Consider the following 23,723-nt stretch of genomic DNA (forward strand, 5'->3'; position numbering starts at 1 on the left):
AATGCCAAAACTATGGGGGTGTCTCGGACGCTAGCATGTGAAGGTGAGCCCGACGACCGCACCCACCCCAGTGACCCCGCCATCACCCGCGCAGAATGCCAAGGTGACGCCGAAGGAAGCGAGCGCACCCTGGTTGGGCGCACGCGTCGCTGCCCAACTCCTCACCTGGTGGCAGATTGGTGCCTGGCGATCAGACCCGAGGGCCGTCCGTCAGGGCCGCTGGATCGCAATCGGTGGGGTGACGCTGCTCGCGCTCATCCTGAGAACGTGGAACCTCGGCCACCCCAATGTGCTTGTCTTTGACGAGATCTACTACGTTCGCGACGCCTACAGCCAACTCCTTCACGGCGCCCCAACCCGCTGGCCAGAAGACCTCGGAAAACTCTTTGGCCCCAACGAGATCGGCCGCTCGCTGAACGAAGCCTCCTATGTGGTCCACCCTCCGCTCGGCAAGTGGCTGATTAGCCTTGGGATGCTCGTCTTCGGCGCAGACAACGGTTGGGGATGGCGCATCAGCACTGCCCTCGCCGGCACGCTCGCTGTCTTTATTGTCACGCTCCTTGGCCGCCGACTCTTCCGATCAACCGCAATTGGTGTTCTTGCCGGCTTTTTCATGGCGATTGACGGCCTCGCGATTGTGCTGTCACGGGTCAGCCTGCTCGACAACTTCCTGATGCTTCTTGGACTCATTGGCGCCTGGTTCATAGCGATTGACCGCGACCGGATGAATGCCGCCTGGAACGCGTGGCTCGCCGAGCATCCGGTTCCGGCATTCACGCAGCCCCCAACCGCCGACGAACTCGTAGCAAACCCAACGCTCAAAGACCGCTACCTCGCGGAGCGCGCTCGGATTGCGAGTCGAGGCGACTGGGGTCCCGTGTTCTGGAGGAGGCCCTGGCTCGTATCTGCGGGGGTCGTGTTTGGACTTGCGGCGGGTGTGAAATGGTCGGGGCTCTACTTTCTTGCGTTCTTCGGCATCTACGTGGTGGTCTGTGACCTTGTCGCGAGACGACGTGCCAAGCTTGATGCGTGGTTCACCGCGGGAATCGTGAAGCAGGGCATCACCTCGTTTGCGCTGTTGGTCCCCGTCGCCCTTGTCGCATATCTGGCGACATGGACCTCATGGCTCCTCACGCCTACCGCCTGGAATCGGGGCTGGGCATCAGAGCCAGGGCACGAGGCAACAGGGGTTTGGAGCATCGTTCCCAACTGGGCGAGAAGCCTCTGGCACTACCACGAGAGCATGTACGGCTGGCACTCAACGCTGCAGCAGGAACACCCGTACCAGGCCCATCCACTCGGCTGGCCCCTCGCGTTGCGACCAACCAGCATGTACTTCGAATACGTCGAGCCCGGCAAAAGCGGATGCGTCGGATCGCCCTGCAGCGAGGCCATCACCTCGCTACCAAACCCACTCATCTGGTGGGGAGGGCTCATCGCGATCGGCTACCTCATCTACCGCATCATTCGATTCCGAGATGGGGCCGCGTTCTTCATCACGATGGGGGCAGCCAGTGGTTACCTGCCCTGGGTGCTCACGTTTAGCCGTTCAGCTGTGTTCCAGTTCTACACAATCTCCTACGCCCCGTTTGTGTATCTTGCACTTGCCTACGCCCTCGCCCGGTTGTGGGGAATCGGAGACACACAACCCTCACACGCAGTCTCTGCCAGGCGATGGTGGGTTGCCCTCGTACTTGTACTCATTGTGGCCACAAGCGTGTTCTTCTACCCGCTCTGGACGGGCACCCGCACAAGCTTCTCGTTCTGGCAGCTACACGTTTGGCTGCCGGGCTGGCGCTAACAGCAGACCGGCGACTCGTTTCTATCCTTCAGATTGAATGGCGATTGAGCCCTCGTTGCCGGTTCCACCACCGACAACTTGGGCGGCAGTGAATCGTTTCTCTTCGGAGTCAAGCGGCGTAAGCTGAGCGGTCATATTTGCTCCGGTATCAGTGTTCCAAGCGAGGATCGATCCCTCTGCGTCCAGTGCAAGCACAATAGGACTCGAACCAAATGGAGTTTCAGCGTTGATACTGACGATCGTCTTTGCCTGAACAAACGCGGGGATTGTCAACGCTGCGCGTGACGGTCCCCATCCGAGCACTCGACCGTCTGACGTAATCGCAACTGTATTATGCCGTACCGCGGCGACCCCCACTATTTCGCCGGCTGACGGCAGGATTTCACTCCGATAGGCATTCCACCGCACGATTTGATTGCTTGTGGTGACGGCAATGTCATAGAAGATGCCGGTATCGATAAGCTTTACTTTCCCTTGATACGTCTCAGAGAGGTTGACTGCGGGTTTTCGCACTGAGCTCGCATTTGACGGATCTACTTCGTACTCACCCCAGCTATAGACCCGGCCGGTCGATGTGAGCGCCAACGATTTATTGTACCCAGCTGCAATTTGGCGCACCGTAAGGGGTGCCAGTGCAGCTGGAACCGTTGCTTGGGCCACAGCATTGCTTCCCCATGCGACAACCTTGCCCGCGCTCGTGAGCGCCAAGGCATGCCAGGCACCGGCTGCAACAGACTGGATACTCTGCCCGCTCAACGACGATGGTACGTTCAGCTGACCATAAAGGTTGTCGCTTGCCCAGGGATAAATGACGTTATTCGAATCGACCGCAAGCGCAATTGTTGACCCGCCCGCAATGAGTTTGATCGTCTTTCCGCGCATCTGAGGAGGGATGGCAAGCGCACGAACATACAACGCTGCGCTCACTTGCTGGAGCCCCACCCCGTAATTGGACGCAGAAATGTGGGCCTGCGAGGTATATGCCGCGGATGAGTCGTCAATTCGAGGTGTAATCCCCACGATGACCGATGCAATGAGGCTGGCACCTAGTGCGGCGCCAAGCGACTTCTTTTTATCCACAATTCATACCTCACGACAATATTAGTGGCGCGGCAACAGTTAGTCTTTATAATCACGCCATGGAAATTAGTTCATCCACCATATAACACTAATGCAAATAATATCTTGACAAATTAATATTTTTTATTGTGTAACGGATTACCGACCCGACTGCACCTAAGAGGCATCTGATACGCGCACGTATGCCCTGTGAGCTGAACGCGCTTTCCCACCCCCAGACTGAAGGGACCCCGCCAGTGAAAAGTTCTCACCGTCAGCCATCGCGTCGGCTCGAACGATCATCCAGCAAACGGCAACGTCTCGCTTTTGCCATTGGAGCGCTCGCTCTCGGCAGCCCTATTCTGGTCTCGGCGCTCAGCTTCCAGGCCACTTCGGCCGCCTATGTTGACAACGGACGCACGACGCTCGGCAGCTCTGGGAGCGTCGGGGCGAACACCTTCCAAGTGCAAATACGCGACGCCGCTGGTTCGTGGGTAACCGCGGCAGACCCGTCGAAACCACAGATCATACCCGCAAGCATCAACTCAATCGGGACGTTTAACGACACTCCATCGGCAACATCGATCGTGAGCTTTCGCATCGCACCTCAGTCACCAAGCGGCAACGTTATTCCAACACTTGTCGCCTCAGCCGCATGCGCGGCCGATTGCCAAAGCGTATTTCCGTATCTTCGATTTTCACTCTTCTACGACAACGCTCCCGCAACCCTGTCACGACTCACGCTCGAAGAATTCAACTCTAAGCCGCTCCGACTCATCTCCGGGCTCAACGCCGGCGTCGAACACAGCCTCACGATTGGTGTTGAGCTCTTGCCAAGCACGCCGTTCCGGCATAATGCAAAATCAGTGAATTTTGGCATCCAGCTTGACGCCGCTTCGGTACCGATACCCTAGCCAGGAGCTTCCCAACAACAACGTTTGGTGTCACTCGTTGCGGCTCAGAGTCACCAGACGGTCAAACAGCGTCGGGCCAACAGGCAGGTCACCGAGCAGCACAGCCTGCAACGCGTGATAGACGTCTGGTTTTCCTGACCATACGGCGTCCGTCGGGCGGTTCTTGGCATCGAGCGTGTGGTACCAGCTCCCCTGTTCCCTATCGAGGAGGTACCGCGCTGCGTACGATTGCCAGCTGCGGAGATCGACTAGGTATGACTCCTGGCCTGTTACCGAATGCAGGGTCGCGGCAGCGCCAATTGCTTCGGCAACAACCCAGTGCAGGCGCTCGCGGACAACAGGTTCGCCGACCCAATCCACGGTGTAGACAAAGCCTTCTGCACCGTCAACAGACCAACCGATTCGCCTTGCCGTTGCGTAGAGTCCTTCGGCGCACTCACGCAACCACGCAGGAGCAGCGCCCGCAGGATACGCCGCGCCCAGTTCGAGGAGCAGGCGGCTCCACTCAAACAGGTGTCCGATCGTCACGCCGAAGGGGCGGAATTGATCGTCTGGCCGTTCGATATTGTAGTCGGGCAGGGGCGTCCAATCGTCGGCAAAGTGCTCGGCAAGCATCCAGTTATTGGCGCGGGCCCGCTGCTGAATGAATGTGTCAGCGATGCGTGTTGCCCGCGCAAGCCAGAGCGGGTCGCCCGTCGCGCCGTGGGCGGCAAGCAGCGCCTCGACTCCGTGCATATTGGCGTTCGCTCCCCAGTACGGTTCCCGAACCGTCCAATCGGCGTTCCAAGACTCGATAAGCGCTCCGTATCGCTCAGACCAAAAGTGCGTTTCAACCGCAGAGAGCACGTCAACAAGCAGGCGTTCTGCGCCGGGAACGTGGGCTCGGGATGCGGTCGACGCTGCCAGCACCACAAACGCTGTCTGGTAGGCCCGCTTATCCGACGCGTCCGGCTCGTCGCCAAGGTCAACAACCCAGCCGCCATTGCGCGTGTCACGAAGCAGCGTCGAGAGCGCACGGATACCGTGCTCCGCAAGCTGCGCAGCTTCGGCGATGCCAGCACCCTCGTCGCGAAGCCGCACGGCTTCACCTTCTGGGCTCGACGCAAGAACGGAAGCGATACTCATGCAGTACGTCATCCTTGCCGTGATAAGGGTGCTGACGGCCACAGACGTATCAACACGGCCGTCGCTCCTGAGATACCCAAATCCGCCCGTTGGCAGGGCGGCACCCCTCGCGAAGGCAAGCAACTCGTGCGTGTGTTCTGCGGTGGTCAGTTGGGAAAGCATCATTGCGCTCCTCAGCGGTAATTCGTGGTGTGCGCCGGAGTGCCGGCGGATGGGTCAGCCCCGACCCGGATACGATGGTCAACCGGTATGCGTCGCTGCCTACCTGACCATGCATGTCAGCCTAGCGCCAAGGCCAGCCGACGGGGAGTCCCAATATTGACATCCGCGTACGACGAATTGTTACGGATCGATACGTGCCAGCGGGCACCGTTGTACCCCTCGGGATAGTCTGTGCTCATGGCTGATCGCGAATACGGATTCCACACCCGCGCCATTCACGCGGGCAACATTCCAGACCCAATTACCGGCGCACGTGCGCTTCCCATTTACCAGACGAGTGCGTTTGTCTTTGACGACACCGCCGATGCCGCTGCACGCTTCGCGCTGCAGAAATACGGCAACATTTACTCGCGCCTGTCAAACCCAACGGTTGCCAGCTTTGAAGAGCGAATCGCAAGCCTCGAGGGTGGCCTCGGCGCCGTTGCAACGGCAAGTGGGCTCAGCGCGCAGTACATCACGTTTGCGTCGCTCGCCGGGCAGGGTGACCACATTGTTGCCTCCGCGAATCTCTACGGTGGCTCAATCACGCAGCTCGACATCACGCTTCGCCGATTTGGCATCGAAACAACGTTTGTGAAGTCGTCAGACCCAGCAGACTACGCTGCGGCCATCACCGACAAGACCAAGCTTGTTTTTGCCGAGTCAATTGCAAACCCCTCAGGAGAAATCGCCGATGTTGAGGGCCTTGCCGAGGTCGCCCACGCGGCGGGCATCCCCCTCATTATTGACGCAACGCTTGCAACGCCATACCTGAACCGCCCTTTCGAATGGGGTGCAGACATCGTGATTCACTCGGCAACCAAGTTCCTTGGCGGCCACGGCTCAACGCTTGGCGGCGTCGTTGTTGAGTCGGGTCGCTTCAACTGGCACAGCGACCGCTTCCCGCTTTTTGACGAGACCGTGCCAAGCTATGGCGGGCTCAAATGGTCTGGCAACTTTGGCGAATACGCCTTCCTCACCCGGCTGAGGGCAGAACAGCTTCGCGATATCGGCCCAACCCTCGCGCCGCACTCCGCGTTCTTGCTCGCGCAGGGAGTCGAGACGCTCCCCTATCGCATCCAGGCCCACGTCGACAATGCACGCCGCGTCGCCGAATGGCTGGATGCCGATGACCGCATCGAGTCGGTATCGTGGGCAGGTCTGCCGCAGCACCCGCACCACGAACGCGCCAAGAAATACTTCCCGAAGGGACCTGGCTCGGTCTTCAGCTTCACGGTGAAGGGCGGGCGCGATGTTGGCCGCCAGGTCATCGAGAACGTCAACCTGGCCAGCCACCTCGCCAACATCGGCGATGCCAAAACGCTCATCATCCACCCAGCATCCACAACCCACGCCCAGCTCACCGACCAGCAGCTGGTCGACGCGGGAGTACACCCGGGAACCATTCGGTTGAGCGTTGGCATTGAAGACGTCGACGACATCATCTACGATCTCGATCAAGCCCTCGACATCGCTGTGCAGAGCGTTGCAGCAAAGGAGTCAGCATGACCGCAACAACCGAAACCGGAGAGCTCGTGACCACGCAGCTCGCAAACGGGCTGAGCTGTGATTTGCCTGCGGATTCTCCGCTCGCAAAGCTGCTTCGCACCCAGCGCACCTGGATCGGGCCAACGGCAAAAGAGCGGCTTGCGCTGCTTCGCGGCGCAACATCCGTAGCGATCGTTGGCGCGTCGCCAAACCCTGCTCGTTCGAGTTACTTCGTTGGAACCTACCTGCAGCAGTCAAGCGACTACCGTGTGTACTTTGTGAACCCAAACGCCGACGAGATCCTTGGAGAGAAGGCGTATCCAGATCTTGCGTCGTTACCTGAGGTTGCCGACATCGTTGTGGTGTTCCGCCGCGCGAGCGACATCCCATCGGTTATTGACGAGGTCAAGGCGGCAGGAAGCCCCATCGTTTGGGTGCAGCTTGGCATTTGGAATGAAGAGGCCGCATACTACGGCGAAGAGCAGGGCCTCACCGTTGTGATGGACCGATGCATCAAGATTGAGCACGCTCGATTCCACGGCGGCCTGCACTTGCTTGGCTTTGACACAGGGCACATTACCGCCCGCAAGACGCTGCGATAGGCTCAGCCCCCACCGCAGGTCAACACCCTTCGGAACGCCCCCAACACCCGCATGGTGTGGGGGGCGTTCTGCGTTCAGGCTTGCGCTTCACCTTATTCGGCGCACATTACCCCGCTTTGCGCTAGGGCTTGGTTCGCGGCCGCAAGGCTGACACCATGGAGGTATGAGTTCGATACTTCCTGAAAAGCCCGACAGCCCCATTGTGTCCGCGCAGTGGGTCTACGACCACCTCGGTTCGGAAGACATCATTCTGGTCGATGCAAGCGCGTTTCTTGTTGATACGCCAGATGGCAAGTACGCCTATGTCAGCGGCGACGAGGAGTTTATGGTTGGTGGGCATCTGCCGGGTGCCGTCTTTGCCGATCTCATCAACGAGTTTTCCGACCCATCAACCGGGGTGCCCTTCAGCAAACCCGACGTGCAGCGATTTGCGGATGCCGCCGGCGCAATCGGCGCCGACAACGAAAAAACGATCATCGTCTACGACTCGTCATTTGGGCATTTTGCCGCACGCCTATGGTGGCTTTTCCGCGCCTTTGGATACGACCGCGTTGTTGTGCTTGATGGCGGGCTCAAGGCCTGGAACGCAAACGAGTTCCCGCTTGAATACGGCCATGTCGAACCAGACCCCTGCAGCTTTACCGCTGACGAGCGCCCAGAACTCTGGGTTGATAAGGCCTTCGTCGAGGGCATTGTCGCCGGAACTGAACAGGCCTCGCTGGTCTGCGGTCTCCCGCCAAAAGAATTCACGGGCGCGGTCAACCCTCGCGTACGAGGAGGCCACATTCCGGGCAGCGTCAGCGCTCCCGTCGTTCGGCTGCTCGACAAAGCGACAAACACGTTCCTCGGCAGGGAAGCCCTCGCCGACCGCCTCGGAGAGGCCACAACCGCTGACCGCGTTGTTGTGTACTGCGGCGCCGGTATCGCCGCCGCGGCAGATGCTCTCGCTCTCACCCTCATCGGGCACAAAAACGTTGCGCTCTACGATGGCTCGCTGATCGAATGGGCGGCAGATCCAGGGGCGCCACTCGTTACAACGAGCTAACACCGGCACAGAGCAATGAGGCTCCTTCCCCAACATTGGGGAAGGAGCCTCATTGGTGTTCAGGTCTCTTGGTGACCCTTTCAGGGGGATTCAGCCCGTGAGTTCAGCCGCAAGGGCGTTCCGGCTGAACCCACGGGCAATTGATGAGTCGCTTAGCTTTCGCTCCTGCGACGTGCAACGAGCAACACAAGACCCGCGAGCAGGAGCACAAGCGAGCCAAGGCCAACCGTGCGCGCAACATCCGAGACTGTTCCGGTCACGGCAAGGCCGGTGGATGCCCCTGCCGGTTTGGTGACAGGAGCCGAGCCGTTGCCCGTGCCCGAACCGTTTCCGTTTCCGTCAGGCTTCGGGACGGCCGAGTCATCGGTTGGTGTCACTGGGCTCACAGCCAGCACGGCTTCGGCAACCGCCTCGCCGGTGTCAGGGTCAATGATCTTGACCGTGTGCGAGCCAGGCGTCGTTCCCGAGGGGATAGTCGCGTTCAGCGTAAAGCCACCAGTGCCCGATGCTGTTACCTCGCCAAGTACAACCGGCGTCGAATGGAGTTCAACACGGACGGCAGCGCCTGAGACGAAGTTGCTGCCAGTAATCGTAATGGCTCCACCAGCGACCACGTTGGCGGCTGAGACGGTAATAGACCCAGCGAGTGGGCTCACCGCTTCGGAATCGGCTTCTGCCGGGGTGTAGCCGTCACGGGTGCACAGAACCACAACGGTCAGCTCGGTGTTCACGTCGGCGTCCGTCACCTGGTACAGGGCGGCGGTCGCTCCGACGATGGCGACGCCGTTGCGCTGCCACTGATAGCTGAGCGCCGCGTCCGCTGGCCATCCGTCTGCCTTCGCTTCGAGGATGGCGCCCTTGACCGGCGTTCCTTCGATGTGAACGGTTCCGGGGGTCAGCGCACCGGCCTGTACCTCAATTGGCTCAGACGTCGCGGTTCCTGGGGTGTATCCGCGCTCGGTGACCAGAAGGTTCACTGAGACGTTCTGTCCGAGGTATGCCGGGAGGAGTTCAAACGTCGAACCGGTCGCACCAAGAACGTCAACTCCCCCAACTTGCCACTGGTAGCTGAACTCCGAGCCTTGGGCCCATGCGCCGGGGCGCGCGGTCAGCGTTTCGCCAACGTTTGCGTTGCCCTCAACGGTAACGTCAGCGTTCACCCGCGAACCTGGTTGGATGATCCTGGCGGGGCTTGTTGCGTCCATGGACCGGTATCCGGTTTTGGATACGGTTGTTGTCACGGTGACGGCCTTGTTGAGAAGGTCAGGTCCGATGGCGAGGGTCGACGCCGTCTCGCCCTCAATGGCGTCTCCATCTGCATACCACTGGTATGACAGCTCTGCGCTCACCGGCAAGTAGATACCAGTCGTAGCGGAGAGGGTTGACCCGACAACCGCAGGTCCTCCCGCTATAACATCGTAAATAAGGGCGATGCCTTCGCTCACGGTGCGCGAATCCGAGATGCGAGTTGCATGCTCGTACCCGTCAACGCTTCCCGAGACACTGGCCACAATTTCATCTCCAATGTCGCTTGGCAGCACCGTATAGCTCAGACCGGTCTCGCCTGGCATGGCAACTCCGTTTCGGAACCACTGCACGTCGTAGGATGCGGGAGCTGGGTTCCAGCCGTGATCAGCCGCAACGCTAAGCGCGCTTCCAACGCGGGCATCCCCTGACAGCCGAACGGGCGTCGTGACGATTGTGCCAGCGGCAACAACCGCGGAGACGGTTTTGGATGCGACGTCATAACCAGGCTTTTCTATCGTGGCCTTCAGCGTCACCGTTTTTCCGAGATCAGCAGCGGAGAGCGGAATGCTCAATACCGTCGTTGACTGCCGCCAGATGCCTTCCACACGCCACTCGATTGAAACGCTCAGGTCTGCTGGCCAGCCATTGAGTGCTGCGGCAGCTCCAGTGCTGACGCTCGGCGCCGAGACAAAGGCGAGCGAGCCCGGCGTCAGCGTTCCTTTCGCAACGGTCCCGAAGGACACCGTTCGTGTGGTGTCAGCGTAGGAAGCGTTCTTGCCGGTGACAACAACCTTAAGGTCCTTCCCTGCCTGGCTTGGGCTCAAGGTGAGGGACGAGGAGCTGTTGGGGAGCGAGGCTGAGCCAAGCGTCCAGGCGTACGTCAACGCGGTTCCCGGAGCCCAGCCCGAGAGCCCAACGCTCACGGTGTTGTCTACCTTATTGATGCCCTGTGCGTTTGCTGCGGCTCCGGTTTGCTCTGTCTGAGTGACGAGTACGCCCGTAGATGAGGCTTCCTCCCACATGCCACGATACGCGTCGACAAAAATCTTTCGCCCAAGGTCTGCCGGCTTGATCGTATAGCTTCGGTTGCTCGACTCTGACTGGATGACTCGCTCATCCCTGTTGTTGGCCGTAGTGCTGACCCAGCGATAGGTAATGCCGTTAGTTCCGTTAAAGTTTGCCGCAGTGGCGGTGAGCACAGAACCCACTTGTGCCGATCCGCTGATGGTGACGGTGCGTGCGGCGAGTGGCGCGAAGGCCAACGCTGCGGCCTGAGGTGTTGCCTGTGGCACTGCCTGCGGTGTTGCCTCGGTTGCGCGAGCAGCACTGCCGTCCTGCGCTGGGGCTTCTGTGGCAACAACCGGAGGCGTGACGACCTCTGAGTCGCCGCTCTCCTGTGGGGCTGGCGTTTCGTCAATGGCTCCGTGAGGTTCCGTGTCTGCTGCCGGGTCCCCCGCCGGAGCCACCGTTGATTCTCCATCGGGCGCTGGCTGAACCAATGCGTCCTCCGCCGGGCCCTCGACCGGCGCGGGCGCAACCTGCAACGCGTGCGTCGCTGCCGCATCCGGTGTTGCTGCATCTGCGGACGGCGCCGCAGTGTCTTGCGCGTTGACGGGGCTTGAGCTGTACAGCAGGGCGCTCGAAACGAGCCCAACTGTCAGCGCTACGGCGGCAACGGAGCTCCCCACCCGTTTTGCCGATCGAACCGAGAATAATGTCATGATCTGTTGTTCACCTTTGTTTCTGCACACCAATTGGCGCCCAACGCGGGTGTTACCAAACCACACCGTTGAGACCAGACCGCCACGAGTTGTGGAGGCCAACCGGGGGGAGGATGGCGCGGCCGGCGGTCATCCCGCCAGCGCACACTTGGTAGCTTTGTGCATCGGAAACGGGTGGTCAGACCAATTCGAGAAACACAGGTAGGGGCTCGGGAAAAGTCAGGTACCCCTTCGCCAAAAGCCAGCGGTACCCCGGCTCAGCGGACGCAACAGCGCCGCACATCCACCGGGCACGCGACTGATCAGGCGAGATTTGTCTCCCCTGCGATCGACGAGAGCAGGTCGTCCGGCCGCTGAACTGGCAAACGACAGACACCATTGCGGCAGACGTATGCCGTGGTGTTCCCGTCGCGAGCGGTACGCCCGCTCAACAGGCCGAACCCGGCATCTGCAAAGCGACGGGCTGCGTCCTCACTCAGGAGGTACGGGAGCGTTCCCCCACCGGCTGTCGCGGCATGCGCCGCCGCCACAAGAGGGTCATCGCGCCGAGGCGCTGACGGCGAAACGACCACGAGTTGCAGATCGTTGTCGAGCCTGGCAAACGCGGTGAGGAGCGCCCCAAACCCGTTCGGAGCCGCGAGCAGAATCTCTCGAAGCGGCCTCAACGTCTGTTCGGCGGCTATCCGGTAGCGGCGATCGCCCGTGATCTCGTAGAGCGACAGGCACGCACCAACGATCGCCGATTGACCGGAGGGTGAGGCGCCCTCAGAGGGAATGTCGATGCGCGGCAGCCCCTTGGCCCTGAGCACGGGGTCTCCGCCCCCTGGTGCCCGGCATCCGCTCGCGGTAATCGTCTGGTCAACAAGCCGTTGGGCCGCGCTCGCGTAGGAAGGCTCGCCAAGTATCTGCGCGAGCGAAAGCAACCCCTCTGCAACGAGGCCATAATCTTCGAGCGTCGCCTCGGCTGTCGACGCCGTTCCGTTGAGGGATGCCCTCGCCAATCGCCCGTCACCGAGCACGTGCAGGTCGAGCAGGGCGTCGGCGGCGGTGCGAGCAATCGTAAGTCGTTCGGGGTCCTGGTCCCGCGCTCCGGACTCGGCGTACGCACGAATCGCGAGGCCGTTCCAGCCGCTCAGTATCTTGGCGTCAAGACCTGGCTTGGCAACTCCCCCGCGCGCACGAGCATCGAGCCTATAGAAGTCGCCCTCCCTACTCGCCCCGTCAACGGTACTTTCAGAATCTTGAGCCGACGCAAACAGGCCGGACTCCTGCAACAGCGTGTCAGCGAGAAACGAGGCGATCCCCGCTGCGACCTCAGCGCTGCCAGCCTGCGAATAGAGGCGAAGCAATTGTGCGTTGTCGTACAGCATCCGCTCGTAGTGAGGGACGGACCAGTCTCTCCTCGTGGCGTACCGGAAGAATCCGCCGTCAACGCGGTCGCGGAGGTCGCTGCGAGCCATGGCGTCGAGAGAACGGAGGGCGGCGTTCGCCGCAAGCTCACCACGGCCGCGAAACAAGAACTCAAGCAGCGGAGCCTGCGGAAACTTCTGCCCACGACCAAAACCGCCGTATTCGCGATCTTCAGACTCAAGGATGTCGTCGACGACCCTCGCCCATTCTGCGGCGTTGAGCGCGAGGCCTTCGTTTGCCGTCGCCGAGGTTGGCTCGATGGTTGCGGATGCGGCAATCGCTCGCGTGAGCTGTCGAGCCCCTCCCTCGACTTGATCACGGCGCTCGGTCCACGCGTCGGTAACGGCTGCAAGCACCTGGGTAAAGGATGGGCGGCCTCCCGTCGGCGTCGGCGGTGAATAGGTTCCGGCAAAAAACGTTTCACCAGTCGGCGTCGCAAAGACGTTGAGCGGCCAACCAAGCTCGGAGGTGAATGCACCAGCGGCCGCGAGGTAAAATTCGTCGACCTCAGGATGCTCCTCGCGGTCAACTTTGATCGCTACGAAGCCGCGGTTCAGTCGCTCTGCCACCACCGCGTCGGTGAAGCTTTCTCGCGCCATGACATGGCACCAGTGGCACGTCGCGTAGCCAATGGAGATGAGCACAGGCACGTCGCGACGCGCGGCCTCGGCAAAGGCCTCTTGGCCCCACGGAAACCAGTCAACGGGGTTGTCTGCGTGAGCGCGCACGTATGGGCTCAACGAGTGAATCAGTCGAGTGCCCACACACAAAGTCTAGGCCCGCCAGAGCGTTGGCAGGGCTTGTCTCCTTACTCTGTCCTGGCCAGGTTCGCGCTGGTCGTTGAGCCGAGCGGTGGGTGATTCGCAATCGAATTCAGCAATTCGTGGGTTCGCGCGGCGACCTCCGGGGACGGCACCGATGTGGTCTCCCACGACGCGATCTCGTCGAGGGCCCACTGCGCCCACTCGTAGATCCCAGCAAAATAGCCAACGAGGTACTTGAGGCCCAAGGCAGTCGAATGTGCACGCTCTGGGAACGTTGCCTCGTCGCCAAGGAGTGCTTGCGCTTTGATCCTGACATCAGCCAAGCCGTCTTCAGCCTGCTCAGCGACAGACATGATGGAGCCACGAAGCGATTCAACAGATCCTTCGCCCGAGTTAAACACCCGCAGCATGCCTTCAAACTCCAGCATGGCCGGCGCGGGCTCGGTTGCGAGGTATTCGGCAAGAGCAACCCTGCCCGCGTCGGTGATGGAGTACAGCGTGCGCTGCCGTTTCCCCACCATTTCTTTTCGACAGGAGGCGTAGCCCTTGGCTACGAGCTTTTTTGGATCGTCATACAGCTGACGTTCCGCACGGGGCCATACCGGCCCCATGTTTTTGGTCATTTGGAACGCAATCTCGTACGTTGTCCATTCCTTTGCGGCGAGCAACCCTAATATTGCGTACACCGTCGGGCTGAGCGTCGACATGTTACCCCTTTTCCAGCCACAACACCGTTTTACTGATCGTTGTTGCGGCTACCCGTAAACTATTTTGTCACACTCGGCTCGGCAAGGCGATTTGGTGAAACATTAGGGCCAAATGACTTCGATCATCATCAGATAGCACACCCGGAAACGACTACCGCCTCGCGGCAACGACCAACGAACGGCTGAGGGCCTCGCGCACTCAGGTCGAGGCGGACGGAGCCAAGACCCGCGCGGCAAGGCGACGAGCCTCGCTGAGCGCCACAATGGTGCTGGCGGGGTCTGATTCTTGGAGCCACACGTCAGTGCTGAACTTCAGCAACGAGCCAACAACGTTGACGTTCATTCGCGCCTCCTCACGGAGCGCCGCTGTTGACTCGGCAAGCCCGCGCATCCGCTGCAATCGGCGGGACACAGCGTCGGAGAGGACCTCTTCGAGCGCATCCATTCTGGCGAACAGCGATTTCATAAGCTCTGGATTGCGGAACACGATCTCACGGCGCTTCTCACGCATCGTGCGATCGTGCTGCGTGAGGTTGTTCAGGTTTGCCAGAAAGGTAAAGAGCACATCGAGGGTATCGTCGCGAGGGTCGTCAACAATTGCCGCGATCTGCTCGTCACTCACCCGCGGAGGCTCGTCCCCCATAACGGCATTTTCTTTGGTCCCGAAGTAGTTAAAAAAGGTGCGCTGCGAGACGTCGGCCGCCTCACAAATCATGTCAACCGAGACCGTATCGTAGGTATGCTGGCTGACCAGATCAACCGCGATCGCCTCAATGGCGCGTCGCAGTTCACGCTGCTTTCGCTCGCGCAGGCCAAGCTCTGGCGCTGCTGAGGGTCGCGGTTGATCGGTCATAGTGGTTCCGAGTCTATTCGTTTCGAGACTCTCGGCCTACGCCATCCTGGCCTCGCGCCCCGGCTGATGCCGGCTGAGATTTGTGGTCGCCCCCAACCAGAGCAGACTCCCCGGATACTGCTGCGGCGCCAGTAACGACGGCGTGTGCGGCGCTAGCAGCCACAGGGCTGTCGACGTCTTCGCCGTAGGTGAGCGTTGTCTCAAGCGGCTTCTCGACAACAAACAACAGCAAGAGAAACGCGATGCCAAGCAGCGGCAACATATACGAGAAAATCGGGACCATCGCGTCGTTGTAGGAGCTGATAATCGGATCACGCAGCACATCGGGAAGGTCACGCACGACGGCAGGTGTGAGCGCGTTTGCGTCAACCGTGTTGGCACTCCCGCCACTCGCATCTGGCAACACGGGGATGCGCTCGGCGAGCAACGTGGTCAGGCGCGACACAAAAATGCTGCCAACGATTGCCGCGCCAAGCGTAGCGCCGATCTCGCGGAAGAAGTTGTTCGAGGCGGTCGCCGTTCCAACCTGAGAAACGGGGAACGAGTTCTGCACGATGAGAACCAAGATTTGCATCCCAAGCCCAAGGCCAAGCCCAAATATGCCAACGTAGATACCAATCGTCAGCATCGTGGTTTCCGGGCTGATTCCGGACATGAGGAACATCGCGAAGGCGGTAACAACCATGCTTACAATCGGCATCCACTTGTAGTGGCTCGTGCGGCTCGCGAGCTGGCCGGAAAGGATGCTCGTGACGAGCAACCCGCCAACCATCGGCAGCAGCAAGAATCCACTCGCTGTCGCGTCAAGATTGTGCACCATCTGGAGGTACGTCGGCAGGTAGCCGATGGCCCCGAACATGGCGATACTGATGATCAGTCCTGCGATCGTCGTGAGGTTGAAGTTGCGATCCTTGAACAGGTGCAACGGGATGATCGGCTCTTGGGCCCGAGATTCGACAAACACAAAGATCACCGACGCCACAATGGTTGACGCGATCAAGCTCAGGATGACTGGCGAGTTCCACTCGTATTCGCCGCCGCCCCACGAGGTGAAGAGCACGAGGCTCGTCACGGCGATGGCCATAAATACGATGCCCGCAATATCAAGCTTCGGGCGGCTAAAGTCGCGCTTTGGCAGTTTGAGGAAGATTGCGATGGCCGCGAGGGCAAGCACCCCGAGCGGGATGTTGATCCAGAAGGCCCAGCGCCATCCGATGCCTTCGGTGAACCAACCGCCAAGGATCGGACCGAGCACGGCGCACAGGCCGAAGACGGCACCCATTGGCCCCATGTACTTTCCGCGATCCTTTGGCGGAACGATGTCCGCAATCACGGCCTGCGCGAGGATCATGAGACCGCCGCCGCCAAGCCCCTGCACGGCGCGTCCGGTGATGAGCCAGGTCATGTCAGGTGCGAGTCCACCGATAATTGAGCCGGCCATGAACAGCAGGATGGCGGCGACCATGAGCACCTTGCGGCCAATGAGGTCGCCAAGTTTGCCGTAGATAGGCATCATCACGGTCACGGCCACGATGTAGGCCGTTGTCACCCACAGCATGTGGTTCACTCCGTCGAGCTCACCAACGATGGTTGGCAGCGCGGTCGAGAAGATCATCTGGTCAAGCGAGGCGAGCAGCATCGAGATGAGCAGACCAACAAAGATGAGGTTGATTTGGCGCTGAGGCAGCATGCCGTCTGGCCTGGCGGAAGCCGCCGTTGGTGTGTGCTTGGAGGAGCGAGCGGAGTCAGTCGCGGTCATTGAGGTCTTTCGGATACGGCGAGAATTTGAATGCAGAAACTAAAACTTTACAGTTACTGCATTTATTTCTTCGTACTGAACCCCGTCAAACGGTCGGATGCTGTGGTGATTCTCAGGGAACGCCCCGCCAATATCCCTCCCCCGCATGCAGCACGCAAACGACCCCGCCCAAGCTTGGACGGGGTCGCCGGGTTGCCGCGCAACATGCGGCCAAATGCGGCTTAGTTCAGCTCAAGCGGGTCCGCCCCAAGACGCAGGCCACGTTCGAGGTCGGTGATCGCCTGCTGCTCGGCGTCGCTGAGCTCAAAGTCGAACAGGTCAATGTTCTCAATGGCGCGTTCACGACGGGTTGTCTTCGGGAAGATGATGTTGCCCTGCTGGAGGTGCCAACGCAGCACCACCTGGGCCGCTGATTTGCCGTGAGCCTCGGCCGCAGCAACAACAACTGGGTCAAGAAGGAGGTCGGATTTGCCCTGCGAGAGCGGGCCCCATGCCTCGGTGTGGATGCCATTTGCCCGGCCAAACTCCACGATATCGCGGCGTTGGTGGTACGGGTGGAGCTCAATCTGGTTGACCGCAGGAACAACCTCGGTCTCGGCGATCAATTGCTCAAGGTGTGGCACCAGAAAGTTGGATACGCCAATAGCCTTTGCCCGACCCGATGCCTGAATGCGCTCAAGCACCTTCCATGATTCAACAAATTTGCCGTTCTTTGGCGCAGGCCAGTGGATGAGGTACAGATCAACATAGTCAAGCCCGAGCTTGTCAAGGCTCGTTTCGAATGCTGGCAGAGCCGTGTCGGAGCCCTGTTCGCTGTTCCACAGCTTTGTGGTGATGAACAGGTCTTCGCGGTTGAGGCCGGACGTTGCGATTGCCCGCCCGACGCCTTCTTCATTCTTGTAGATCGCCGCCGTGTCGATGTGGCGGTAGCCAACTTCGAGGGCATCGGTGACCACACGCTCTGCTTCGGGGGGATCGACCAAAAACACACCAAAGCCGAGCTGAGGAATGTGCGTGCCGTTGTTCAGTTCAATTGTGGGGATTGTATTGTTTGCCATGGGCCACAGCCTACGCCGAGGGTCCGACGGACAGGAAGATTGTTTCTCCGAATGAAGCGAGGAACGAACACGCGGTCATCATCCGCCGACGGCATCCCTACGGCGCAACGTCATGCACGTGATGGACAGCGTCATGGAGGTAGTACCGAGCGAGCGTGTCAACGGTGAACACCGAACCGTTGCTGCGGAATCCCTTTCGCCCCCTGTCTTCTTCCGGAACCTTGGCAAAGGCCTCGGCCGCCGCCCGTCCTGCCGTCGAAAGCTCGGCAAGAACAACGGCGGGTTCCTGTTCTGCATACCGCTCCGACTCGGCGGTCTCGTCCGGATTCCAGTTGGCAAATGTGGGTTCGTCTTCCGCAATCATGAGCGCAAGGCGCTGCGCAAATATGCGGTGCACGTCGCGCACATGAGCCGCATATTCAAGGGGCGACCAGGTGGATGCGTTGGGCCGGTCACGCACCGCCGGCGAGGCAAGCACCGCGTCCCACGGCGTGATCGTGTCAAGGATGCTGGCCGGAATATCCTCATACGCGAGCGAGGCGGCGTCGAGCCCACACTCGCCGCACGGCTCGGTAATGACCCAGGTCCAGTCTTTGTTATCCGGTTCGATTCCCATGGCAGAACAGTAACACCGGCACACAAGCCCGCGGTTCTCTCCTACGATAGAAGGGCCATGCGCACAGACGATCCCACCATCACCTTCCCACCAGAACTCCCGGTCAGCCAGCTTCGCGAAGAAATCGCAGAGGCCATCCGAGACAATCAGGTGGTTATTGTCGCGGGCGAGACCGGCTCAGGAAAAACGACCCAGCTGCCAAAGATTGCGCTGAGCCTCGGCCGCACCCGCATCGGGCACACCCAGCCGCGACGCATCGCGGCTCGAACAATCGCAGAGCGCATCGCAGAAGAACTTGGCGACGAGCTTGGCGGCCGTGTCGGTTACCAGGTTCGCTTCACCGATCAGTCAAGCGCCAACACCCAAATTAAGGTGATGACCGACGGTATCTTGCTCAACGAGATCCACAGGGATCGCGAGTTGAGCGCCTACGACACCATTATCATCGACGAGGCTCATGAACGCAGCCTCAACATCGATTTCCTGCTTGGCTACCTCAAGACGCTGCTCCCCAGAAGGCCAGATCTCAAACTCATTATCACGTCGGCAACAATCGATCCAGAGAGTTTCTCGAAGCATTTCAGCGGCGCGCCAATCATCGAGGTATCGGGTCGAACCTTCCCCGTCGATGTCCGCTACCGTCCGCTCGTCGAAGAGATTGATGACGAAGCGGAGACCAAAGCCCCGTCGTCCGGTCAGGGCGCGAGGCCGAAGGCACCCGGTAAGCAGCAGGAGCCCGTCGAACGCGACCTGTTCGACGCGATCGGTGACGCCCTCGACGAGTTGTCACGGGAATCCGCGGGCGACGTGCTTGTCTTCCTGAGCGGAGAGAGCGAGATTCGGGACGCTGCAGACGCAATCGAGGGTCGCATCCGCTCGCACCGCCTGCCGCAGGGCACCGAAGTCCTTCCGCTCTACGGTCGACTCTCGAGTGCTGAGCAGCACCGCGTCTTTGAATCAAAACGGGCCCCTGGCACCACACGACGGATTGTACTCGCGACCAACGTCGCGGAGACGAGCCTGACGGTTCCTGGCATCCGCTACGTCATTGATGCGGGAACCGCGCGCATCTCGCGCTATAGCGCGCGGTCGAAGGTGCAGCGCCTACCCATCGAGGCGATCTCGCAGGCGTCAGCGAACCAACGCTCTGGGCGTTCTGGGCGCACAAGCCCAGGTATCGCGATCCGTTTGTACTCAGAAGAGGACTTCCTCAAACGCCCTGAGTTCACCGAGCCAGAGGTCTTGCGCACCGGGCTGGCCTCCGTCATCCTGCAGATGATTTCGCTTGGCCTCGGCGATATCGAGAAGTTCCCGTTTCTCACCCCGCCTGACTCACGAGGCATTAAGGACGGCCTCGATCTGCTGAGCGAGCTCGGCGCGATTAAGGGCAAGGGTGCCGGCCCGCAATCTGGCGACTCCGCTCGAACCGAAAAAACTCAGACAGCAGGTGGCGGTCAGGCGACAGGCAACCTCGCCCTCACCAAGATCGGCCGCGATCTTGCCAGGCTGCCCATCGAGCCGCGCTTTGCGAGGATGGTCATCGAGTCAAAACGGCACGGGGTCTCTCGCGAGGTGCTCGCTATTGTTGCTGGCCTCACGATCCAGGATGTTCGCGAACGTCCAACCGAAAAACGCGAGCTGGCGGATGCCCAACACAAGCGTTTTGTCGATCAAACGAGCGATTTCCTTACCTTGCTCAATCTCTGGAACTATCTCGAAGAGAAACGCGCAGAACTCTCGTCGAGCGCCTTCCGACGGCTGTGCAAGGCCGAATATCTCAACTTCTTGCGCGTACGCGAATGGGGAGACCTGTTCCGCCAGCTCAAACAAGCGGCCAGGCCACTCAAACTTGACGTTGGCGAGCCAACCATCGATCCAGATGGCATCCACCGCTCGCTCCTTTCCGGGCTGCTGTCACATCTCGGTGTGCAGGACACTCGAAAGTCTGGCCCGGCGACCACTTCGAAGGATGCTGGGCGCGACAGTAGAGGCAAACGGACCTCCGCCGAATACCTCGGCTCTCGCAACGCAAAATTTGTCATTTTCCCAGGCTCTGCGCTCGCCAAGAAACCGCCACACGCGCTCATGGCCGTTGAGTTTGTTGAGACGTCACGCCTGTTCGCACGCAGCAACGCGGCAATCGACACGGCTTGGGCAGAGGAGCTCGCCGGTCCGCTGGTGAAGCGGAGCATCGGCGAACCACACTGGGAGAAAAAGCAGGGCGCCGCAGTTGCCTATGAGCGCGTGACGCTCTTTGGAGTTCCCCTCGTCGAGCGCCGCCGGGTTCAGTATGCGCGCTTTGACGAAGCGCATGCCAGGGAACTCTTCATCCGCCACGCGCTCGTTGAGGGAGAGTGGGATTCGCCTCAGGCGTTTGATAAGGCGAACCGGCGGCTGCGCCACGAGCTGGAGCAGCTCGAAGAGCGCTCGCGCCGCCGCGACATCCTGCTCGGCGACGAAGCCGTGTACCAGTTCTACGACGAGCGCGTTCCCGCCGATGTTGTCTCTACCCGCAGTTTTGAGGGCTGGTGGCGAAAGACCCGCAGGGACAGCCCCGAGTTGCTCACGATGCGCCGCGAGGACCTCCTTGAGGATGACGAGGCGCCAGAAGTCAGCGAGCACGAGTTCCCGAAACAGTGGCGGCAGGGCGACCAAACGCTCTCCCTCAGCTATCGGTTTGAGCCGGGGGCCGAGGATGATGGGGTCACCGTCACCGTCCCCCTCCCGCTGCTGCCCCGAGTTGACGGCGGCGACTTCCAGCGGCTCGTACCCGGTCTCCGGAAAGACCTCGTGACCGCCCTCATCAAATCGCTGCCAAAGGCGATCAGGCGCAACGTTGTTCCCGCTGCCGACTGGGCCCAACGCCTACTCGAACGCATCGGAGAGACGGAAGCCAACGGCGAAGGTTCCGGCGGCTCGCTCACCGAGCAGCTCGCGGCCGAAATCCGCCGCGCAACGAGTGTTCCAGTAACCGCGGCGGACTTTGATCTTGACCGCATCCCAGACCATCTTCGTCCGTCGTTCAGGGTTGTTGATCACAGGGGCCGGACGGTTGCGCAGGGCAAGGATCTCTCCGAGCTGCAGTCGGTCCACGCAGAAAAATCCCGCGAAAGCATCGCCCACGTTGTTGGGGCGAAGGGCAAGCAGACGAAGCATAGCCAGGCTGGGGCAGTGGCGGCGGCATCCGCTCCCCCGCACAAGATAGAACAGACCGGCGCGACCGCGTGGTCGTTTGGCACCCTTGAGCGCTACGTTGAATCAAAGCACGGCGGCGGCATGGTTCGCGCGTACCCGGCGATCGTTGACACGATTTCCGCCGTTGACGTGCGTCTCGTCACCACCCCTGAAGAGCAGGCAATCGTGAGCAGGCGCGGCCTGAGACGGCTGCTCGTGCTCAGCACGCCCTCCCCCGTCTCATACCTCAAGGAACATCTCAACCAAAACGAAAAGCTGCTCCTCTCGGCAGGGCCGTACCGAGGCATCACGGCGGTTATGGACGACGTCTGCCTCGCCGTCGCCGACAGCGTGCTGGCCGAATACGCCGAGACCGACGGGCTGATCTGGACGGAGCAGCGCTTTGCTGAAGCACGAGATGCGTTCTCATCCCGCCTCATTGATGCCTCGTATCGTGCCGTTGCAACCGTAGCCGCCGTGCTCGGAGCGGTGCGAGACGCCAATCGAAGCATCGAGCGCAACACGGCAATCACGCTTTTGCCCGCGCTCACCGACGCGCGAGATCAACTTGGCGCCCTCGTCTTCGACGGCTTCATCTCGCGCACGGGGCTTGATCAGTTGCCACGGCTCACCGTCTACGCGCAAGCGGTAACCGCCCGCATCGAGAAGCTCGCAGAGAATCCCGGTCGGGACCGGGTCTGGATGACCGAGGTGCAGAACCTCACCGAAAAGTACCGTTCCGCAGGTGGGCAGTTGCCCCCTGCCGAGGATGCCCCCGAGGCCCTCACCAGGGTGCGCTGGATGCTCGAAGAACTCCGCGTGAGCCTGTTTGCGCAGCACCTCAAGACCGCAGGACCGGTGTCGGCACAACGCATCACAAAGGCGCTCGGCGAACTCGCGTAAAAATCCCGCAAAAACGGGCCAATTTGGACTGTTGGCAACCGGCCTTAACCGGCTAGCATTGGTGTTCTGTGAGCACTTATCAAGACCTTCTGAAAAGCCCCGGCGTTGCCCGAATCATCCTCGCGCAGCTGACCGCCCGCTTTCCCTTTGGCATGCTCTCGCTCGCACTGCTCCTCCACGTGCAGCAGGTACACGATTCCTACGGCGCCGCCGGGCTTGTGCTCGCGGCGGCCAGCATCGGCCAGTCAATCTCGGGGCCGCTGACGAGCCGTTGGATGGGCATTTGGGGCATGCGCCGCGTCCTCATCCTCACCACAGCGGTCTGTATGCTCGCGCTCAGCACGGTTGCGTTGTTTGAGCTTCCCGTTGTTGCGTACATGGTGGTTGCGTTTATTGGCGGTCTCTCGACCCCGCCCATCCAGCCTGCCGTTCGCACCATCTACCCAAAGATGGTGAGCTCGCGCCAGCTCACGCCGCTCTTCAGCCTCGACGCCTCTGCCCAAGAAATCATTTGGGTGCTCGGGCCCGTCGTAACGGTGTTCATCTCAACCCAGGTCAGCACGGTCGCTGGCATCATGACAGCGGTCGTCATGATGGTTGCCGGTGGTTCCTGGTTTATCTCGCTGCCTGAGCTTGGCCAGGTGCGCATCCCGCGCAGTCGGCGACGAATGGGTGCGGTGCTCACGCGCCCAAGCGTTGTGGTTGCTACGGTTGTTGGTTTTCTGCTGGTCGGCGCGTGTGCCGCGGTCGAAGCAGGCGTCGTCGCGCTCTACGACCACGGACTCGAATCCGGCATTGTGCTCGCGATTTTTTCGGTCGGCTCGCTCATCGGCGGCCTCTCGATGGGTCACATTCCTATCAGCCCTTGGTCGCTCGCGAAGCGGATGCTCATCGTTGCCGGCGGCCTCGGCATCGCCTCGATCTGGCTCAACATCTGGTGGCTCGGCGCAGCGCTCTTTGTTGCCGGCGTTGGCATCGCGCCTGCGCTCGCCGTTCTGTTTGCGATGGTCTCTGCAACCGTCAAGTTCAGCGAGACCGCTGAGGCCTACGGCTGGGTCGGAACCGGCCAACTTATCGGGGCAGCCCTTGGTTCGGCTGTCGCGGGTTTCCTCATCGACGGCGTTGGTGAAACGGGAGCGTTTCTCGCCGCGGCAGGTTTTGCCGTTGCCGGCTTTATCGCGGCAGCGATTGGCAGCCGATGGAGCCCAGACCTCAGGGGTCGCGATGCGAGTCCGATCCCAGACACCGAGCCAGTGCCCGTTCAAGGGCGCTAGC

Annotated in this window: 16 protein-coding genes; 7 read left to right on the forward strand and 9 right to left on the reverse strand. The window is 60.8% G+C overall.

All coding sequences use genetic code 11. The annotated features are described in order from the left end of the window. Positions 1-43: 43 nt before the first annotated feature. Positions 44-1,801 (forward strand): phospholipid carrier-dependent glycosyltransferase, encoded by a 1,758-nt coding sequence (locus FHX76_RS14120; protein ID WP_167151798.1) that lies wholly within the window; start codon positions 44-46, stop codon positions 1,799-1,801. Positions 1,802-1,822: 21 nt separating this feature from the next. Here the strand turns inward: FHX76_RS14120 and FHX76_RS14125 are convergent, their stop codons facing one another. Beyond that, the gene (locus FHX76_RS14125) at positions 1,823-2,881 is read right to left on the reverse strand and encodes an RCC1 domain-containing protein (protein ID WP_167151800.1); all 1,059 of its coding nucleotides are present in this window, start codon (positions 2,879-2,881) and stop codon (positions 1,823-1,825) included. 236 nt (positions 2,882-3,117) lie between these two features. Here FHX76_RS14125 and FHX76_RS14130 point away from each other — a divergent pair, with 236 nt between their 5' ends. Continuing rightward, complete coding sequence (locus FHX76_RS14130) at positions 3,118-3,774, forward strand: hypothetical protein (RefSeq protein ID WP_167151802.1); 657 nt, start codon at positions 3,118-3,120, stop codon at positions 3,772-3,774. Between the two features lie 30 nt (positions 3,775-3,804). Here the strand turns inward: FHX76_RS14130 and FHX76_RS14135 are convergent, their stop codons facing one another. Next, complete coding sequence (locus tag FHX76_RS14135) at positions 3,805-5,064, reverse strand: AGE family epimerase/isomerase (protein ID WP_167151804.1); 1,260 nt, start codon at positions 5,062-5,064, stop codon at positions 3,805-3,807. Positions 5,065-5,298: 234 nt separating this feature from the next. Here FHX76_RS14135 and FHX76_RS14140 point away from each other — a divergent pair, with 234 nt between their 5' ends. From FHX76_RS14140 to FHX76_RS14150, 3 genes are all read left to right on the forward strand, one after another. Then, positions 5,299-6,609 carry an O-acetylhomoserine aminocarboxypropyltransferase/cysteine synthase family protein gene (locus tag FHX76_RS14140; RefSeq protein WP_167151805.1) on the forward strand — a complete coding sequence of 437 codons (1,311 nt, stop codon included), beginning with the start codon at positions 5,299-5,301 and terminating at the stop codon, positions 6,607-6,609. Continuing rightward, the gene (locus FHX76_RS14145) at positions 6,606-7,190 is read left to right on the forward strand and encodes a CoA-binding protein (protein ID WP_167151807.1); all 585 of its coding nucleotides are present in this window, start codon (positions 6,606-6,608) and stop codon (positions 7,188-7,190) included. The genes FHX76_RS14140 and FHX76_RS14145 overlap by 4 nt, the downstream gene beginning before the upstream one ends. 163 nt (positions 7,191-7,353) lie before the next feature. Further along, positions 7,354-8,235 carry a sulfurtransferase gene (locus FHX76_RS14150; RefSeq protein ID WP_167151809.1) on the forward strand — a complete coding sequence of 294 codons (882 nt, stop codon included), beginning with the start codon at positions 7,354-7,356 and terminating at the stop codon, positions 8,233-8,235. A gap of 152 nt (positions 8,236-8,387) precedes the next feature. On the opposite strand, the gene FHX76_RS14155 is transcribed toward FHX76_RS14150, so the two are convergent. The 7 genes from FHX76_RS14155 to FHX76_RS14185 form a co-directional block, all read right to left on the reverse strand. Continuing rightward, on the reverse strand, positions 8,388-11,204 hold the full coding sequence (locus FHX76_RS14155; RefSeq protein ID WP_167151811.1) for a hypothetical protein: 2,817 nt from the start codon (positions 11,202-11,204) through the stop codon (positions 8,388-8,390). A gap of 302 nt (positions 11,205-11,506) precedes the next feature. After that, a complete protein-coding gene (locus FHX76_RS14160; RefSeq protein ID WP_167151813.1) occupies positions 11,507-13,378 on the reverse strand; it encodes a DUF255 domain-containing protein in 1,872 nt (623 codons plus the stop codon). Positions 13,379-13,422: 44 nt separating this feature from the next. Further along, positions 13,423-14,085: a PadR family transcriptional regulator gene (locus tag FHX76_RS14165; protein ID WP_167151815.1), complete on the reverse strand. Its 663-nt coding sequence runs from the start codon at positions 14,083-14,085 to the stop codon at positions 13,423-13,425. Between the two features lie 199 nt (positions 14,086-14,284). Further along, positions 14,285-14,938 (reverse strand): TetR/AcrR family transcriptional regulator, encoded by a 654-nt coding sequence (locus FHX76_RS14170; RefSeq protein ID WP_167151817.1) that lies wholly within the window; start codon positions 14,936-14,938, stop codon positions 14,285-14,287. A 13-nt stretch (positions 14,939-14,951) separates the two neighbouring features. Next, complete coding sequence (locus tag FHX76_RS14175; protein WP_167151819.1) at positions 14,952-16,697, reverse strand: MDR family MFS transporter; 1,746 nt, start codon at positions 16,695-16,697, stop codon at positions 14,952-14,954. Positions 16,698-16,918: 221 nt separating this feature from the next. After that, positions 16,919-17,755 (reverse strand): aldo/keto reductase, encoded by an 837-nt coding sequence (locus FHX76_RS14180; protein ID WP_167151821.1) that lies wholly within the window; start codon positions 17,753-17,755, stop codon positions 16,919-16,921. A 97-nt stretch (positions 17,756-17,852) separates the two neighbouring features. Beyond that, positions 17,853-18,371 carry a DinB family protein gene (locus FHX76_RS14185; RefSeq protein ID WP_167151823.1) on the reverse strand — a complete coding sequence of 173 codons (519 nt, stop codon included), beginning with the start codon at positions 18,369-18,371 and terminating at the stop codon, positions 17,853-17,855. A gap of 57 nt (positions 18,372-18,428) precedes the next feature. On the opposite strand from FHX76_RS14185, the gene hrpA reads away from it, so the two are divergent. Further along, positions 18,429-22,448 carry an ATP-dependent RNA helicase HrpA gene (gene hrpA / locus FHX76_RS14190; protein WP_167151825.1) on the forward strand — a complete coding sequence of 1,340 codons (4,020 nt, stop codon included), beginning with the start codon at positions 18,429-18,431 and terminating at the stop codon, positions 22,446-22,448. 68 nt (positions 22,449-22,516) lie between these two features. Further along, positions 22,517-23,722: an MFS transporter gene (locus FHX76_RS14195; protein ID WP_167151827.1), complete on the forward strand. Its 1,206-nt coding sequence runs from the start codon at positions 22,517-22,519 to the stop codon at positions 23,720-23,722. Position 23,723 lies beyond the last annotated feature (1 nt).

Origin of the sequence: Lysinibacter cavernae (genome assembly GCF_011758565.1) — a bacterium.
GTDB lineage: Bacteria > Actinomycetota > Actinomycetes > Actinomycetales > Microbacteriaceae > Lysinibacter > Lysinibacter cavernae.

Excerpts from the sequence above, each read along its gene's own strand:
- FHX76_RS14135 (WP_167151804.1), bottom strand. The coding sequence starts at position 5,064 with ATGATGCTTTCCCAACTGACCACCGCAGAACACACGCACGAGTTGCTT.
- FHX76_RS14140 (WP_167151805.1), top strand. The coding sequence starts at position 5,299 with ATGGCTGATCGCGAATACGGATTCCACACCCGCGCCATTCACGCGGGC.
- FHX76_RS14175 (WP_167151819.1), bottom strand. The coding sequence starts at position 16,697 with ATGACCGCGACTGACTCCGCTCGCTCCTCCAAGCACACACCAACGGCG.
- FHX76_RS14180 (WP_167151821.1), bottom strand. The coding sequence starts at position 17,755 with ATGGCAAACAATACAATCCCCACAATTGAACTGAACAACGGCACGCAC.
- FHX76_RS14145 (WP_167151807.1), top strand. The coding sequence starts at position 6,606 with ATGACCGCAACAACCGAAACCGGAGAGCTCGTGACCACGCAGCTCGCA.
- FHX76_RS14165 (WP_167151815.1), bottom strand. The coding sequence starts at position 14,085 with ATGTCGACGCTCAGCCCGACGGTGTACGCAATATTAGGGTTGCTCGCC.
- FHX76_RS14185 (WP_167151823.1), bottom strand. The coding sequence starts at position 18,371 with ATGGGAATCGAACCGGATAACAAAGACTGGACCTGGGTCATTACCGAG.
- FHX76_RS14150 (WP_167151809.1), top strand. The coding sequence starts at position 7,354 with ATGAGTTCGATACTTCCTGAAAAGCCCGACAGCCCCATTGTGTCCGCG.
- FHX76_RS14170 (WP_167151817.1), bottom strand. The coding sequence starts at position 14,938 with ATGACCGATCAACCGCGACCCTCAGCAGCGCCAGAGCTTGGCCTGCGC.
- hrpA (WP_167151825.1), top strand. The coding sequence starts at position 18,429 with ATGCGCACAGACGATCCCACCATCACCTTCCCACCAGAACTCCCGGTC.
- FHX76_RS14155 (WP_167151811.1), bottom strand. The coding sequence starts at position 11,204 with ATGACATTATTCTCGGTTCGATCGGCAAAACGGGTGGGGAGCTCCGTT.